This is a genomic window from Isoptericola hypogeus (assembly GCF_039531145.1).
Classification (GTDB): Bacteria; Actinomycetota; Actinomycetes; order Actinomycetales; family Cellulomonadaceae; genus Isoptericola; species Isoptericola hypogeus.
The window spans coordinates 424,649-440,059 of record NZ_BAAAPM010000005.1; the positions used below are offsets into that span (position 1 = coordinate 424,649).

General features: G+C 75.4%; 12 protein-coding genes and 1 tRNA gene. 7 read left to right on the plus strand and 6 right to left on the minus strand.

Annotated features, from left to right (window positions below; all coding sequences use genetic code 11):
- The first annotated feature begins 1 nt into the window (after position 1).
- Positions 2-529, plus strand: a complete 528-nt coding sequence (locus tag ABD254_RS14595; RefSeq protein ID WP_344249148.1) for a DinB family protein — start codon at positions 2-4, stop codon at positions 527-529.
- Between the two features lie 35 nt (positions 530-564).
- Here the strand turns inward: ABD254_RS14595 and ABD254_RS14600 are convergent, their stop codons facing one another.
- A complete protein-coding gene (locus tag ABD254_RS14600; protein WP_344249316.1) occupies positions 565-1,812 on the minus strand; it encodes an MFS transporter in 1,248 nt (415 codons plus the stop codon).
- Between the two features lie 308 nt (positions 1,813-2,120).
- On the opposite strand from ABD254_RS14600, the gene ABD254_RS14605 reads away from it, so the two are divergent.
- Positions 2,121-6,812 carry a hypothetical protein gene (locus tag ABD254_RS14605; protein WP_344249149.1) on the plus strand — a complete coding sequence of 1,564 codons (4,692 nt, stop codon included), beginning with the start codon at positions 2,121-2,123 and terminating at the stop codon, positions 6,810-6,812.
- Positions 6,813-6,923: 111 nt separating this feature from the next.
- The gene (locus tag ABD254_RS14610; protein ID WP_344249150.1) at positions 6,924-7,130 is read left to right on the plus strand and encodes a hypothetical protein; all 207 of its coding nucleotides are present in this window, start codon (positions 6,924-6,926) and stop codon (positions 7,128-7,130) included.
- Between the two features lie 94 nt (positions 7,131-7,224).
- On the opposite strand, the gene mscL is transcribed toward ABD254_RS14610, so the two are convergent.
- The 3 genes from mscL to ABD254_RS14625 form a co-directional block, all read right to left on the minus strand.
- Positions 7,225-7,656, minus strand: a complete 432-nt coding sequence (mscL, locus tag ABD254_RS14615; RefSeq protein WP_344249151.1) for a large conductance mechanosensitive channel protein MscL — start codon at positions 7,654-7,656, stop codon at positions 7,225-7,227.
- 148 nt (positions 7,657-7,804) lie between these two features.
- Positions 7,805-8,566 carry a Flp pilus assembly protein CpaB gene (gene cpaB / locus ABD254_RS14620; protein WP_344249152.1) on the minus strand — a complete coding sequence of 254 codons (762 nt, stop codon included), beginning with the start codon at positions 8,564-8,566 and terminating at the stop codon, positions 7,805-7,807.
- Positions 8,567-8,660: 94 nt separating this feature from the next.
- Positions 8,661-8,990 carry an FmdB family zinc ribbon protein gene (locus ABD254_RS14625; protein WP_344249153.1) on the minus strand — a complete coding sequence of 110 codons (330 nt, stop codon included), beginning with the start codon at positions 8,988-8,990 and terminating at the stop codon, positions 8,661-8,663.
- 93 nt (positions 8,991-9,083) lie between these two features.
- Between ABD254_RS14625 and ABD254_RS14630 the strand changes: the two genes are divergently transcribed.
- On the plus strand, positions 9,084-11,819 hold the full coding sequence (locus tag ABD254_RS14630; RefSeq protein ID WP_425553801.1) for a penicillin acylase family protein: 2,736 nt from the start codon (positions 9,084-9,086) through the stop codon (positions 11,817-11,819).
- Positions 11,820-11,862: 43 nt separating this feature from the next.
- Here ABD254_RS14630 and ABD254_RS14635 read toward each other — a convergent pair whose 3' ends face one another.
- Positions 11,863-12,537 carry a 5-formyltetrahydrofolate cyclo-ligase gene (locus ABD254_RS14635; protein WP_344249154.1) on the minus strand — a complete coding sequence of 225 codons (675 nt, stop codon included), beginning with the start codon at positions 12,535-12,537 and terminating at the stop codon, positions 11,863-11,865.
- Between the two features lie 145 nt (positions 12,538-12,682).
- Here ABD254_RS14635 and ABD254_RS14640 point away from each other — a divergent pair, with 145 nt between their 5' ends.
- The 3 genes from ABD254_RS14640 (at position 12,683) to ABD254_RS14650 (ending at position 14,850) form a co-directional block, all read left to right on the plus strand.
- Complete coding sequence (locus tag ABD254_RS14640; RefSeq protein ID WP_344249155.1) at positions 12,683-13,324, plus strand: GNAT family N-acetyltransferase; 642 nt, start codon at positions 12,683-12,685, stop codon at positions 13,322-13,324.
- A 94-nt stretch (positions 13,325-13,418) separates the two neighbouring features.
- Positions 13,419-14,726 (plus strand): hypothetical protein, encoded by a 1,308-nt coding sequence (locus ABD254_RS14645; protein WP_344249156.1) that lies wholly within the window; start codon positions 13,419-13,421, stop codon positions 14,724-14,726.
- A gap of 51 nt (positions 14,727-14,777) precedes the next feature.
- Positions 14,778-14,850 (plus strand) — tRNA-Ala (locus tag ABD254_RS14650).
- 115 nt (positions 14,851-14,965) lie between these two features.
- On the opposite strand, the gene ABD254_RS14655 is transcribed toward ABD254_RS14650, so the two are convergent.
- Positions 14,966-15,391 carry a hypothetical protein gene (locus ABD254_RS14655; RefSeq protein WP_344249157.1) on the minus strand — a complete coding sequence of 142 codons (426 nt, stop codon included), beginning with the start codon at positions 15,389-15,391 and terminating at the stop codon, positions 14,966-14,968.
- Positions 15,392-15,411 lie beyond the last annotated feature (20 nt).

Sequence of the window (15,411 nt, forward strand, 5' to 3'; positions counted from 1 at the left end):
CATGCCACTCTCCGACGTCGAACCCCGCCTGGACTCCGCCGACCCGGCTGCCCAGTTCGTGGCCTACCTGGACTACTACCGCGCCGCGGTGGTGCGGAAGCTCGAGGGCATGACGGACGCCCAGCTGCGTACGAGCCTGCTGCCGAGCGGGTGGACGCCGCTGGAGATGCTGACCCACCTCGTGCACATGGAGCGCCGCTGGTTCGTGTGGGGGTTCCTCGGCGAGCAGGTCGCGGACCCGTGGGGCGACAACGAGACCGGCGAGCCCGAGGGCCGTTGGCACGTGACCGACGGAGTCGGCCTGGACGCGCTGGTCGAGGCGCTGGACGCCGGCGGCATGCGCACGCGCGAGATCGTCGCGCACCACGACCTCGCCGAGCGCGGCGCCGTCGGCGGCCGGTTCGTCGCAGGCGACGGGACCCCGCCCACGCTCGCGTGGATCTGCTTCCACGTGCTGCAGGAGTACGCCCGCCATGCCGGCCATCTCGACGTCGCACGCGAGCTCGCGGACGGCGCGACAGGCGAGTAAGCCGGACTGCCTCGGCGGGAGCCCGGACTACCTCGTCAGTCGGTCGACTCGGTGTGGGCGATGTTCGCGAGCTGCCGCCACACCAGCGCAAGCGTGACACCGGCACCGACGAAGCCGAACCACATGGGCGCGGTGAGCCCCCATCGCTCGGCGATGACGCCGCCGAGCGCGTTGCCCACGACGATGCCGCCGAACACGCACATCATGTAGACCGACGCCACGCGCCCCTGGAACCGGGTGGGTACCGCGCGCTGGCGCACCGTGTTCGACACGGTGCCCCACACGAACGCGTACGCGCCGAACACGAACAGGATCACCAGCGCGACCCACCCGGTGCTCGCCAGCGCGAGGGCCAGGTGGAACACCACCTCGAGCGAGAGGCAGACCTTCATCAGGGTCGCCATCGAGAACCGGCGCTCGAGCCGGCCGTAGGCGAAGGTCCCGATGAGGCCGCCCACGGCGGACGCCGTCGTCAGCAGGCCGAACCCGACCTCGCCCATGTGCAGGTGGTCGAGCGAGTACTTGACGAGGATGCCCCAGGGCATCGCCCAGGTGATGTTGAAGACGAGGATCACGAGGGCGAGCGTGCGCACCGGGGGGTGGTTCCAGATCCAGCGGAGTCCCTCCGCGACGTCCTGTCGCACGTGCGTCTTGCGTGCTGCCCCCGAGGCGTGCGGGTCGTCGGGAACCGGCGGGAGCACGACGCGGGCGACGAGCAGCACCGCCAGCACGACGCACAGCACCTGCACGACGAACGGCCACGCCATCCCGGCGGCGAAGAGGAACGCGCCCAGCGGCGGGCCGACGAGCTGGTTCGCGGTGAGGAACCCGGCCTGCAGCCGCGAGTTGCCGATGCCGAGGTCGGCGGGGCGCACGAGCATCGGCAGCAGCGTCTGGGACGTGGTGTCCGCGAACACCTCGGCGACGCCCATCAGCAGCATGGCGGCGAGCACGACGCCGATGCTCACGTGCCCGGTCGCGACGACGACGCACAGGGCGGCGACGACGACCGTGCGCAGCAGGTTGGCGACGATCACCAGGCGGCGCCGGTCGAGGCGGTCGGCGAGCACGCCCGCCCACAGGCCGAAGATCAGCCAGGGCAGGCGCTGCAGCATGGCCGCCAGCGCGACCAGGAACGCCGAGTCCGTCTGCGACGCGACGAGCAGCGGCCCCGCGGCGAGGGCGACACCGTCGCCGATGTTGCTGGTCCACGACGACGACAGCAGCCACCGGAAGCCCGTACCCATGCGTGCCGGGGCCACCGCCTCGACCGTCCTCGCCACCGCTCGTCTCACGAGCGAGCAGCCTAGGTGCCCGGAGCATCGCATCGCGACGACGTTTTCTCGTCGTTCGAGTTGCGAGGACGCCGGGTCCCGGGTATTGACGGACTGCCGCGCCGGGCGGCACACTCTCGATGGCAGCGCGCATCGCCCGCCCCCTGCGCGGTGCGCGCTGTCCCACGCCGGGCCTGCCCGGTCGCGACGCCCCTTCGGACCCCCCGCCGAGGGGGCGTCGACTCGTATCGGGCCCGTCACGCCGCCGTCGGCGCGCCGACCCCCTCGCGGCCCGCCCGCCGTTCTACCGTGCTGGCGTGAGAGCCGCCCGACGATCCACCGCCACGACCGCGGTCACCCCCTCGGCCGTGGAGCCCGCCGAGCCGGCCGCCTCCCCCGGGGGCGGCCCGGGTGACGTGCGCCCGGGCACGGGGGGACACGGCCCCGACGCGACGACCCCCGACCGCCCCGCCGGTGGTGACGCCGCGCGCCCACGTGCGCGGGGCGACCAGGACGGCGCCGGGAGGGACGCGCGGTCCGCAGGTCCGGTGCCGCCGCCCGCGGCGGCGGACGCCGTCGAGTCCGCGACCCGGCGGTGGCGGGCCTCGTTGGTGGAGATGGTGGGCGGCTCGTCGTTGTCCGACGTCGGCCTGCTCGGCGAGGCGGTGGTCGACCTCTCGGCCGCGCACCCCTCGGGCGTGGCGGGCCTGTTCGCCGGCCGCCCTACCCGCCTGTCCAACCTGGTGCGCGAGGGGGACGCCCTCCCGGCGGCGCGCCGTCGCGCCCGGGCGGTCGCGGCCCGCTCCGCCGAGCACGCGTCGCGGTACGGGGTCGCGCCCACGTACCTGGCGATCGGCGTGGCCACCTGGGTCGAGCACGAGGACGCCCCGGAGGTGCCGTTCGGCGGCGGCGGGCCGCAGCGGCACGACGTGGCGGCGCTCGCCCGCGTCGCGTCGGGGCCGTCGGTCCGCGCGGCCGCCGTCAACGACGACGCGGCCGACGACGCCTGGCACGAGGACGGCGAGCCCGAGGACGGCGCCGCGCCGGACGACCGGCCGTCGGCCACCCACGTCCCCCCGGTCACGGACGACGAGGGACCCGCGCTCACGACGTCGATCCCGGTCGTGTCGATGGCGTCCCGCGAGCACGGCGACCAGCCGCCCCCGCGCCCTGCGCCCCCCGCCGGGCCGACCGCTGACGGCGAGGCCGGAGCCGGCGACGCGCCCGCCCGCGGCCGGGTGGTGCACGCGCCGGTCGTGCTGCGGCCGGTGACGCTCACCCCGCGCGGGGACGGCGGCGCGGACTACGACCTCACGCTCGAGCCCACCGTCGAGATCAACCCCGTCGTCGCGCGCACCCTGCGGGCGCACGGCGCGCTCCTCGACCCGGCGGCGCTCGCGAAGGCCACGTTCACCCTCGCGGGCTTCGACCCGACGGACGTGCTCGCGCGGGTTGCGGCGCTCGGCGAGGCCGTGCTCGACGACTTCCGGCTCGACCGGCGCGTGCTCGTCGGCACCTTCGTGCACCCCGGGCAGATCCTCGTGGACGACCTCGACGAGCTGGCCCCGTCGCTGCAGCGCCACGAGGTGGTGTCGGCGCTCGCCGGCGTGGACGAGTCGGCCGCGCGGCTCGGGGCGCTGGAGCTGCCCGAGCCGCGGCGCGGCGACGCAGACCCGACCCGCGAGCGCGGGGTGGGCGACCTCGACCCGCAGCAGCGGCACGTGCTCGACGCGCTGGCCACGGGCGGTCACTTCTTCGTCGACGCCCCCGTCGGCTCCGACGTGGCGGGCACGCTCGCGGCCGTGGTCGCCGAGGCGACGTCGGCCGGCCGGTCCGTGCTGTACGTGACGGGGCACCGCCGCGCGGCCGACCGGCTCGCGCTGCGCCTGGACGACCTGGGCCTGGACTCGCTGCTGCTCGACGTCCCGCCCCAGCCCACCTGGCGCGAGACCGTCTCCCGCAGGCTCCTCGCGGCCATGGCGAGCGAGCCCGAGCAGGTCGACGTCGACGCGACGGCGCGGGTGCGCGACGCGCTCATCGGCACGCGCGCCCAGCTCACCGGGTACATCGAGGCGCTGCACGAGCGCCGCAGCCCCTGGCAGGTCTCCGCGTACGACGCGCTGCAGGCCCTCGCCCGCCTCACCTCCGAGCAGCCCGCGCCGTCGACCCCCGTGCGGCTGCCGTCGGAGGCCGTGCTGGCGCTCGGAGCCGAGCGGCGGCGGGCGATCGCCGCCGACCTCGTGCGCGCGGCCGAGCTCGGCGCCTTCACGCTGCGGCCGTCGTCGACGCCGTGGTTCGGCGCCCACCTGCTCACCGACGACGACGCCCGGCAGGCGCTCGTGCGCGTGGAGCGGCTGCGCGACGTCACGCTGCCGCAGCTGCGGCGCCAGGTCACGTACACGGGAGAGGTCACCGGGCTGACGACGCCGACGACGGTGCGCCGGTGGGGCGAGCAGCTCACCATGCTCGGCGGCATGCGCAGCACGCTCGACCTCTTCCACCCGATGGTCTTCGAGCGCACCGCCGCCGACCTGGTCCAGGCGACCGCGTCGCGGCGCTGGCGGGCCGAGCACGGCATCGAGATGGGCTGGTTCGCGCGGCGCCGGCTGCGCAAGCGCGCCAAGGACATGGTGCGCCCCGGTGTCCGGGTGCCCGACCTGCACGCGGCCCTCGTCAAGGTGCAGGAGCAGCGCGAGGTCTGGGCCGAGCACGCGCAGCGCGGCGGCTGGCCGACGCTGCCCGAGGGGCTCGCGTCGATCGAGGACACCTACGAGGCGGTGCGCATCGACCTCGAGGCGCTCGAGCCGGTGCTGGCCCCGTCCACGCTGGGCGGCCACCTGCTCGACCTCGACCTGGACGCGCTGGCGGCGCGCCTGCAGCGGCTGGCGGGCGACGCGGGCGCGCTGGCGACTCTCCCGGAACGCACCCGCCTCCTGCGCGGGGCGCGCACGGCCGGCGTCGGGGACCTCGTCGACGACCTCACGCACCGCCGGGCGCCCGCCGCGCTCGTCGGGGCGGAGATCGAGCTGGCGTGGTGGTCGTCGGTGTTCGAGCAGCTCCTGGCCGCCGACCCGGCGCTGGCCGGGCAGGACGGCGCCGGGCTGGACGCGCTCGCGGGGCGCTTCCGCGAGCTCGACCGGCAGCACCTGGCGGCGCTCTCCCAGCCGGTGCGCGTCGCGGCGCGGGCCCACCTGGGCACCGCAATGCGCGAGGACCGCGAAGGGGCCGAGGCGCTGTTCACCGAGCTCATCGAGGGGCGCCTGACGACGCTGCGGGACCTCGCCGACCGGCACGGCGACGTGCTGCGGCGGCTGCGGCCGGCGCTCGTCGCGACGCCCACCCTCGTGCCGCACCTGCTGCCGGCGCACCGCACCGCCGACCTCGTGATCCTCGACGCGGTGCAGCACGTGCCCACCGAGGTCGTGGTCCCGGCCCTCGCGCGCGGCCGCCAGGTCGTCGTCGTCGGTGACCCGCGCTCGGCGTCCGGGTCGAGCGTGCACGACCTCGCGGCCCTGCTGCCCGCGGTCACCCTGCAGCCGTACGAGAACCGGCGCGACCCCGAGCTGACGCGGCTGCTCGCCGCGCACGGTTACGAGGGCCTGCTGCGCCCGGCGCCGCTGCCACGGGCGGAGGAGCTCGTTCACCTCGACGTCGTCGAGGGCACCGGCATGCCCGACCCGGTCTCGGGGAGCGTGGAGAGCACGCAGGCCGAGGTGGAGCGGGTCGTCGAGGCGTCGATCGAGCACGCCCTGACCCGGCCCGAAGAGACGTTCGCGATCGTCACCGTGACCGCGGCGCACGCCGACCGGGTCCGCGAGGCGCTGCTCGCCGAGGTGCGCGCCAACCCCGCGCTCGCACCCTTCTTCTCCGGGTCGCGCCCCGAGCCCGTGGTGGTCGCCGACATCACCGGGGTGGCGGGCCTGTCCCGCGACACGATCCTGCTGTCCGTGGGCTTCGGCCGGACGCCGCACGGCCGCGTGCTGCACCGGTTCGGGGTGCTCGGCGAGGCGGGGGGAGAGGCCATGCTGCTCGGCGCGCTCGGCGCCACGCGCAAGCGGCTGCACGTCGTCACCTGCTTCCGCGCCGACGCGCTCGACCCCGAGCGGCTGCGCGGGGCCGGGCCCCGGCTGCTCACCGAGGTGCTCGACCTGGCCGAGCGGCGCTCCGGCGTCGCCGACCAGGTGCGTCTCGGCAACGGGGTGGACGTCGGGCGGGTGCCGGACCGCCTCCTGGTCGACCTGGGCGAGCGACTCTGGAAGCTCGGCTACCTCGTGGAGACCGACTACGGCGCCGAGGACGGCGACCGCATCCCCCTCGTCGTCGGGCACCCCGACCTGCCGGGCGAGCTGCTCGTCGCCGTGCTCTCCGACGACGCCGCGTACGTGGCCGAGCCGTCCGTGCGGGTGCGCGACCGGCAGCTCGCCCAGCGGCTCGAGCGCGTGGGGTGGGTCGTGACGCAGGTCTGGTCGGCGGCCGCGTTCCTCGACCCCGCGAGCGAGGCCGACCGCGTGCGCGCCCTCGTGCAGCGGGTGCGCGACGAGCGGGTCGGCACCGCCGGCGGCGTCGTGCCGCCGCGCGAGGTCGTCGTGCCGGTGCTCCCGGACGAGGAGGACGACGAGCGGGACGGCGAGCCGCTGAGCGTCGTCGTCGACGGCGAGGTCATGGACGGCGGGATCGTGGACGGCGGGGTCGTGGACGGCGGGGTCGTGGCCCAGGGTGCACCTGCCGACGGGCCCCCCGCGGAGGACGAGGTCGTGCCCGAGGGCGAGCCCGACGACAAGGTCGTCGAGCCCGACGTTCAGGTGGTCGAGGGCAGCGCCGAGGTCGCGGCCGACGGCGAGGTCGCGGCCGCCGCCGAGGCCACGGCAGACGACGACGCCACCGCCGACGACGCCACCGCCGAGGACGAGGCGCAGACGGCGTCGGGCGAGACGCCGGAGCCCCTGGCCGAGCGGCGCCGCGACGCCGCCACCGACCGAACCGCCACCGACCGAACCGCCACCGACTGAGCCGCCACCGACGGGACGGCTCCGAAGGACGGGACCGGTCGCGTCGCGGGGCTCGACGGCGGGACCTGTCCCGTTCTCGGAGGCGTTCGGGTGCGGGTGGAGAATGGTGCGGTGAGCGACCGCGACACCGAGCAGGAGAACGGGACCGAGAGCGGCCGCGCGCCCGGCGACACGCCGCCGGCGCGCCGGCGCGGACCGCGTCGTGCCGTGCGTCGGGGGACCGAGCGCGAGTCGGGCTTCGGCGTGACCAACGACGAGCGCGGCGGCCACGGGTCGAACGACGAGCGGCTGCACCGGGACGTCCCGCCCCACTGGTGACGGCGTCGGGCCGGACCTGAGGCAACCTCGCTCGGAGGAGGCACGGACCCTTCGACCGTGCGAGGCGTGACCGGACGGGGACGGGCCGGGCGCGTCAGGGTTGTTGCCGGCCGGCCTGCGCGGCCAGGAGGTCGCGGATCTCCTGCAGGAGCACGACGTCCTGCGCCAGCGGCTCCGGCTCGGGCTCCTGACCCCGGGCCCGTCGCTCCGCCAGCTTGTTCAGCGGCAGCACGACGGCGAAGTACAGGGCGGCCGCGATGATCAGGAAGTTGAGCACGGCGTCGAGGAAGCCGCCGACCGACAGGACCGACGCCGGGATGCCGTCGTGCTCGGCGCGCAGGGTGATGTTCCACAGGCTCGTCAGGTCGGGCTTGCCGAAGATCGCCCCGATGATCGGGTTGAGGATGTTGTCGACGAGCGCCGTGACCACGGCGGTGAACGCGCCGCCGATGATGATGCCGACGGCGAGGTCGACGACGCTGCCCCGCATGATGAATTCCTTGAACCCGGACAGCACGTTCTTCATGTGATTCCCCCTGGGAGTCGGCCTCGGACGGCGTCGCCGGCGCGGACGCCGGACGCTTGCCTGGGTGACGGTGGCCGATTCTCGCCGGGCTCGGCACGGACCGCAACGAGGGGACGCCTCAGGGCACCAGGCTTCAGGGCACCAAGCCTCAGGGCACCAGGACCGCGCCCACGGTGCCCCACCCGGACGCGGCGGACAGCCGGACCGCGTCGTCGGGCGCGACGGCCACGAGAGTGACGTCCCGCGCCGCGGACGCCGGGTCGTCGACGCCGAGGAGTCCGCCCCCGCCGCCGTCGGTCGTGGGCGTGCCAGGCCCCGGGAGCACCAGCGCCCGGCGGGCGAGGTAGACGTCGCCGTCGTCGTCGGCACCGTCGTCGTCCGTGCCCGGGTCCGGCACGACGCCGCCGTCGTCCCGGGCGAGGAGGTCGACCCGGTCGCCGGGGCGCAGCCAGCCGGCGGCGGTCTCGTCGAGACGCACGGGCACGACGACGGCGCCCTTCGGCGCCTGCGCCACGATCCCGCCGCCGGGCAGCAGGTCGGCGTGCAGCGGCAGGCCGGCGGGGAGGGGCACGGCGGGCGCGCGGCCCACGACGGCGCCGGGCTCGGTCAGCACGTCCGGGGGGACGAGCTCCGCCGGGACGGTCCTGGTCGAGAGGTCGGAGGGCTGCACGGGCTCCCCCGCGGCGAGCGGGTGCGCCGGCACCACGACGTCGACGGTGGGCGGGGGTTCGGGCCGCAACGCCTGCACGACGACGGCGGCCGCGAGGCCGCAGCAGGCTGCCGCGAGGACGAACCGCGTGCGCCAGAGCACGGACCGCAGCCGGCGCGCGGCACGCCGGCGGGCGGCCGGGTCGCGGCCGGGGGCCTGGCGGGTGCGGGGGGAGCGGGGGCGCGGGCTACGGTCGGGCATGGCCGCGACGGTAGGGGCGCCTTGAGCTCCGGAGGCGAGCGGTGCCGGACGGCTGTGGACGACGCTCGCCTGGGGACGGGTTCGGGGCCGGCCGTCAGGCCGACGCGGCCTTGCCGGACCCGGCGGACGACCCGGACGACGACGACCCGGACGAACCCGACCCGGACGAACCCGACCCGGACGACGACGTCGACGCGCTGGACGACGACCCGGACGAGCTCGACGAGGCGGTCGAGCTCGACGCCCCCTTGCGCGAGTCGGTGCGGTAGAAGCCGGATCCCTTGAACGTCACGCCGACGGAGCCGTACTGCTTGCGCAGGCTTCCGCCGCACTCGGGGCAGACGGTAAGGGACTCGTCGGTGAACGCCTGGTGCACGTCGAAGACGTGGTTGCAGTCGGCGCACCGGTACGCGTAGGTGGGCACGTGATCTCCTCGGGGCGGACGCCGCGACCGCGGGGATCGCTGGCACTCAAGTCATGCGAGTGCCAAGCATACGCGGGCGGTAGTCTCGCCTGCGTGTCATCGACCGCCCACCCCGCAGCACCCGGCAGCTCTCCCGACGACGACCCGACGTCGGCGCCGACGGACCTCGGCGCCGACCTCGGTCCCGACCTCGACACCGACCTCGACCTGGACGAGGAACGGGCGGACGAGGAGCTCGCGCCGCGCGGTCGGTCGCGGCTGCGGAGCGCCGCCGTGGGCGTCGCCGTCGTCGTGGTCCTTGCGGTCGTGGCCACCACCGCCTTCACCGTGGTGACCGTCCGGCGGCCGCTGCCCGACCACGAGGGCACCCAGACCGTGCCCGGCCTGTCGGCCTCGGTCGAGGTCCGCCGCGACGCGCAGGACGTTCCGCACGTCTACGCCGACTCCGCCGAGGACCTCTTCCGCGCCCAGGGCTACCTGCAGGCGCAGGACCGCTTCTTCGAGATGGACTATCGCCGTCACGTGACCGCGGGCCGGCTCGCCGAGCTCGTCGGTGACGTCCCGGAGGCGATCGAGGCGGACAAGGTCACCCGGACGTTCGGCTGGCGGCGGGTCGCCGAGGAGGAGTGGCGCCTCGTGTCCGACTCCACCCGCGCCTACCTGCAGGCCTACGCCGAGGGCGTCAACGCCTACCTCGACGACCGCGACCCCGAGGAGCTCGCCGTCGAGTACACCGTGCTGGGGGCGAACGTCGAGATCGCCGAGCCCGAGCCGTGGGACCCGGTGGACTCGCTCGCCTGGCTCAAGGCCATGGCCTGGGACCTGCGCGGCAACTACGACTCCGAGCTCGACCGGGCGCTCGCGTACAGCACGCTCGGCGACAGCGAGCTCGTCGACGAGCTCTTCCCCGCCTACGACGAGAGCGGGAACGCGCCGATCCTGCGCTCCCGCGACCTGGCGAACCGCGACTCCGCGGAGGCGTCGCCCGACGACGTCACGACCGGCTCCGTGGGCGACTACGCCTCCGCCGGCGTCCAGGAGGCTGTCGACGCCGCGCGGACGGCACTGGACTCCGTACCGGTGCTGGTGGGGCGCGGCGACGCGGCCGGGTCCAACTCCTGGGTCGTCTCGGGCGAGCACACGGCGTCCGGCGAGCCGATGCTCGCCAACGACCCGCACCTCGCGCTGTCCGCCCCGGGCATCTGGTCGCAGGTGGGCCTGCACTGCAACGAGGTGAGCGACGCCTGCCCGTTCGACGTGGCGGGCTTCTCCTTCGCGGGCTTCCCCGGCGTCGTCATCGGGCACAACGCCGACCTGGCGTGGGGGCTGACGAACATGGGCGCCGACGTCACCGACTTCTTCGTCGAGCGCGTCCGCGGCGACACGTGGCTGCGCGACGCCCAGGCGGAGGAGTGGGAGCCGCTCGACGTCCGCACCGAGACCATCCGGGTCGCCGGCGCCAGCCCCGTCGACCTCACGGTGCGCAGCACGACGCACGGACCGCTCGTGTCCGACGTCCTCGGCGTCGAGGACGTCGTCGGGTCGCCGACCGAGTCCGGGACGGAGTTCGGCGAGTACGACGTCGCGCTGCAGTGGACCGCCCTGCAGCCGGGCCGCACCGCGGACGCCATCTTCGCGATGGACGCCGCCGGTGACGCCGGCGACGTCCAGGACGCCGCCGCCCAGTTCGACGTGCCCGCGCAGAGCATCGTCTTCGCGACGGCCGACGGGCACATCGGCTACCAGGCCCCGGGCCGCATCCCGGTGCGCGACGAGGTCGAGGGCCCCGTGCCGTCCGACGGCACCTGGCCGCGACCCGGCTGGGACCCGCGCTACGACTGGCAGGACTGGGTGCCGTCGGACGAGATGCCGCGCGCCCTCGACCCGGAGAAGGGCTTCATCGTCGCCGCGAACCAGGCGGTGCTGCCAGGCGGATCGGGGCCGTACCTCACGTCCGACTGGGACTTCGGCTACCGCTCGGAGCGGATCCGCACCCTCCTGACCGAGCAGATCGACGCCGGCCGCCCGTTCGACGCGGCGGACATGAACCGCATCCAAAACGACGACTGGTCGCCGTTCGCCGGGATGCTCGTCCCGGTGCTGCTCGACCTCGAGGTGGACGACTCGTTCGACGCCGCGGGGCAGGAGCTGCTGGCGGACTGGGACTACCGGACCGGCGCCGACTCGCCGGCCGCGGCCTACTTCGCGGCCGTGTGGCGCAACCTGCTCGCCGAGACGTTCTGGGACGACCTGCCGGAGAGCATGCGCCCGTCCGGCGGGTCGCAGTGGCTCCAGGTCGTGCAGTCCATGCTGGAGCGCCCCGACGACACGTTCTGGGACGACCGCACCACGGTCAACGTCGTGGAGACGCGGGACGAGATTCTCACGCGGGCGCTCACGACGGCCCGCCGCGACCTGACGGTCGAGCTGTCCAAGGAGCCCGAGGACTGGGACTGGGGCAGCCTGCACACCCTCGCGCTGGAGCACCCGGTGCTCGGTGGGCCGGGCGTGCCGGGGCTCGTGCGCGACTACGTGAACCCGGACCCGGTGCGGATGCCCGGTGGGTCGTCGATCGTCAACGCCACCGGGTGGGACGCCGGCTCCGGCAGCTTCGCCGTCACGACCGGGCCGTCGATGCGCATGGTCGTGGACCTGGCCGACCTGGACGCCTCGACGTGGGTGACGGCGACCGGCACCGCCGGGCACCCGGCGTCGTCCCACTACGACGACCAGCTCGACGAGTGGGCGGCGGGGGAGACGTTCGCCTGGCCGTTCTCGCGCGGGGCCGTCGAGGCCGCCACGGACGTGCGGACGACCCTGACGCCCTGACGATCCGGTCGGTCGAGCCTGTCGAGACCCGGTTTCGACAGGCTCAACCAGCGGGGGCGGGAGCGGGCGCCGGCAGCGGCTGCCAGCCGGCCGGGGTGACGAGGGCGTGCACGGTCACGTCGTGGTCCTCCTGCGGCAGGGGCCGAGCGGCGGCGTCGTAGACCTCCTCGGGGAAGACGAGCACGACCACCGGCACGTCGGGGCGCCGCATCTTCAGCAGCCGGTCGTACCAGCCGCCGCCCTGTCCGAGCCGCACGCCGCGGTTGTCGACGGCGAGCGCGGGGGCGACGACGACGTCGGCCTGCGTGATGGCGTCGGCGCCGAGGGTGGGTCCGGACGGCTCGGGCGGGCGGCCGGGGGCGCGCTCGAGCAGGTCGTCGGGGCCGGCGTACTCCGCCCAGTCGCGGGCCAGACCCGCGCCGAGCACGGGCAGGAGCACGCGGGCGCCGCGCGCCTCGAGACGTCGGAGCAGCTCGCCCGTGCCGGGCTCGGTGGGCCGCGAGACGTAGGTCGCGACGGTCTGTGCGTCGCGGACGGCCGGCAGCGTGTCCAGCACGTCGGCGAAGGCGACGGCCGCCTCCTCCCGCAGGCGGGGCGAGCGCTCCGCGCGGTGCGCGCGGACGGCCCTGCGCAGCTCCTCCTTCGCCTCGGAGGGCTCCATCCCGGCGAGGAGCGGGTACGGCTGATGGAGTGAGGATCCCTTGCGGTCGCCGCGCATGGGGCCATTGTGGCAGGGTCCCGTGCCGAGGGGCCCGGCCCGCGCCGGGCGACGCCGAGGTGGCCCGGATCACAGGGCTCTCCGGGATCGGGCAGAGGATCGGGCACGGGATCGAGCGCCGGGACGACCGGCGGATCGGGGTGGCATGACGCACAAGCACGTCCGGGGGCTGACCGTGTCGCGGCCCTGGCCGGTCACCCTGCGCGAGGACGGGTCAGCGGGCGCGGTCGTGCTGCGTCCGCTGCGCCGTCGCGACGGGACCGAGTGGCTGCGCCTGCGCGGCGAGAACGCGCGGTGGCTCGAGCCGTGGGAGGCGACCAGCCCCGGCGAGCGGCCGAGCGTCGCGACCTTCGGGGAGTACCTGCGCGCCCTGTCGGCGCAGGCCCGCGCCGGGACCACCCTCCCGTTCGCGGTAGAGCTGGACGGCGCGCTCGTGGGCCAGCTGACCGTCTCCCAGATCTCGTACGGGTCCCTGTGCTCGGCGAGCATCGGGTACTGGGTGTCGCAGGACGTGGCCGGGCGTGGCGTGATCCCCACCGCCGTCGCCATGGCGGGCGACTACTGCCTCGGCGTGCTCGGCCTGCACCGCATCGAGGTGAACATCCGGCCGGAGAACGCCCCGAGCCTGCGCGTGGTGGCCAAGCTCGGCTTCCGCGACGAGGGCGTGCGCCGCCGCTACCTGCACATCCAGGGGGAGTGGCGCGACCACCGCACGTTCGCGCTCACCACCGAGGACGTCCCGGAGGGGCTGCTCGCCCGCTGGCAGGCCACCCGCGACGCCGTGTAGCACGCGACGCAGCACGAGACGCCGCCGGCACCGACACCGGACACGCCGCCCCGGGTGCCGTCGGTGTGGTCGTGGCGTCCCCTACCGTCGTGACGTGGAATCGTCGGCGGCAGGGGTAGCAGCGCTCGCGCTGTTCGTCCTGTGGCTGGGGTTCTGGGTGCCGCACCGGCTGCGGCTCCGCCAGCAGCTGCTCGACTCCCGCGTGGACGACAGGTTCTCCACCGGTCTGCGGGTGCTGGCGGTGGCCGACGGCCCTTCGACCCTTCGACGGGCTCAGGACGACGCGGGCTCAGGACAGCGCGGGGCAGCGCCGGGGCCCGTGACCGGTTCGACGATGCTGCCCGGCGGGTCGGCGCCGCTCCTGGCGCCCGGCCCGTCGTCGGACGACGCAGGAGGGGAGCGACCGATGGGTCACGACGAGCACAGGGACGCGTCGCGCGGTCCGGGCGCGTCGCGCGGCGCGCCGCCCGGCGAGGGCGGAGCCGCCGACGCGCGACCTCGCCCCGAGCAGCGCGCGTCTCGCCTGGCGCAGCTCGAGCTGCGGGCCGCCCGGGCCCGCCGCCGGTTGCTGCTCACGGTCCTGCTGCTGCTCGCGACGATCGCGGGCTGGGCCGTCGTCGCGACGGGCCTCGTGGACTGGTACGCGGGCGCAGTGCCGTCGGCGCTCCTGCTCGTCGTGCTGGCTCTCGGACGGCTGGCGGCCCGCTCGGCGCGCCGCGCCGACGCGCGCTGGACGGCGGAGCGGCGCACCGCGCAGCGCGAGGCCACGCAGGCGCGCGCCCTCGCCAACGGCGGCCCGTACGCGCCGCGCAACCGTGCCCGGGTGACGGGTCACGCCGTGCGCCCGTCGGCCGCGCACACCCAGATGATCCCGCGGGTGCCGGCGCCGTCGTCGGCGCGCGCCGACCAGGGGTTCCGGGTCGACGTCCGGGCGGGGACGCCCGTGCCGATCGACGTCGTGACGCCGGCGGAGGCCCGGCCGGCGCGTCGCGAGCCGGCCACGGCCGCGGTCGGGGACCGCGCGGAGACCGACGGCGGCGACGTCGACCGAGGGCCACAGCCCGGCGCGGCGACCACCACGACGGGACGCGCGCCCGTCGGCGGCGAGCCGTGGGACCCCGTGCCCGTTCCTCTGCCCACCTACGTGACCAAGCCCTCGGCGCCGCGGCGCGAGCCGAGGCCGCTCCCGGCCGTCCCGTCCGCGGGAACCGGGTCGGCCGCCGCATCGCTCGCGGCCACCATGCACGAGGCGCTCGGCCCGACCGTGACGCCCGCGCGCACGGCCCCCGAGCATCCCTCCGACGGCGGGTCGTCCCACGCCGGCGACGAGCCCCGGCCACGCACGGAGACGCTCGGTCTGCCGCTCGAGCAGATCCTGGCCCGACGCCGGGCGGCGGGGTGACGCCGATTTGGCGACCTGCGGGGCCGTGGTGCTAATGTTGGCACCGCTCTCGGGGCTATGGCGCAGTTGGTAGCGCGTCTCGTTCGCAATGAGAAGGTCGGGGGTTCGAATCCCCCTAGCTCCACCGAAGCGAAGGCCGTCGACCGTCAGGTCGGCGGCCTTCGTCGTTTTGGTACGGCCTCGTTGTCAGCGAGATTTCAAACCATCGAATCGTCACCGGCCCCATGTGGGTCCGCGGCTCAGTCGGACTGGTCGAGCCTTGGCGCGCGGGGCCCTGCCGGGTCCGGACGAGCTGGCATGTCGGCCAGACCCGGCTTCGCGGTGCGGGCCGGGGAGCGTGTGGTGTCCGAGGTGCCCCAGTGCAGGCAGGCACCAAGGACGAGGACCAGGAGAAGCGCCGGTAGTCGGGGGTCGCCGACCGGCCGCTGGAGCTGGTCGTCCATCTGGTCGGTGAGGAGCCCGAGATAGCGGTTCGTCGTCCACCCGTTCACCACAGCCTGTTGAGGCGCGCCCTCTGCCGACGCGTTGTTGAGATCGTCCTCGGCCTCGATGCTGGCCACTTCGCCGGCATGGCCGCCCGTGTCGACGCTCTCCGGTGCAGCGACGAAGAAGACCGTGGCCGCCGCGATTGCGAGCATGCCGAAGCCGATACGTCGAACGATCATGGCCGTGTGCATCTCTGCCC

Excerpts from the sequence above, each read along its gene's own strand:
- ABD254_RS14595 (WP_344249148.1), top strand. The coding sequence starts at position 2 with ATGCCACTCTCCGACGTCGAACCCCGCCTGGACTCCGCCGACCCGGCT.
- mscL (WP_344249151.1), bottom strand. The coding sequence starts at position 7,656 with ATGAAGAACGTGCTGTCCGGGTTCAAGGAATTCATCATGCGGGGCAGC.
- cpaB (WP_344249152.1), bottom strand. The coding sequence starts at position 8,566 with ATGCCCGACCGTAGCCCGCGCCCCCGCTCCCCCCGCACCCGCCAGGCC.
- ABD254_RS14635 (WP_344249154.1), bottom strand. The coding sequence starts at position 12,537 with ATGCGCGGCGACCGCAAGGGATCCTCACTCCATCAGCCGTACCCGCTC.
- ABD254_RS14640 (WP_344249155.1), top strand. The coding sequence starts at position 12,683 with ATGACGCACAAGCACGTCCGGGGGCTGACCGTGTCGCGGCCCTGGCCG.
- ABD254_RS14655 (WP_344249157.1), bottom strand. The coding sequence starts at position 15,391 with ATGATCGTTCGACGTATCGGCTTCGGCATGCTCGCAATCGCGGCGGCC.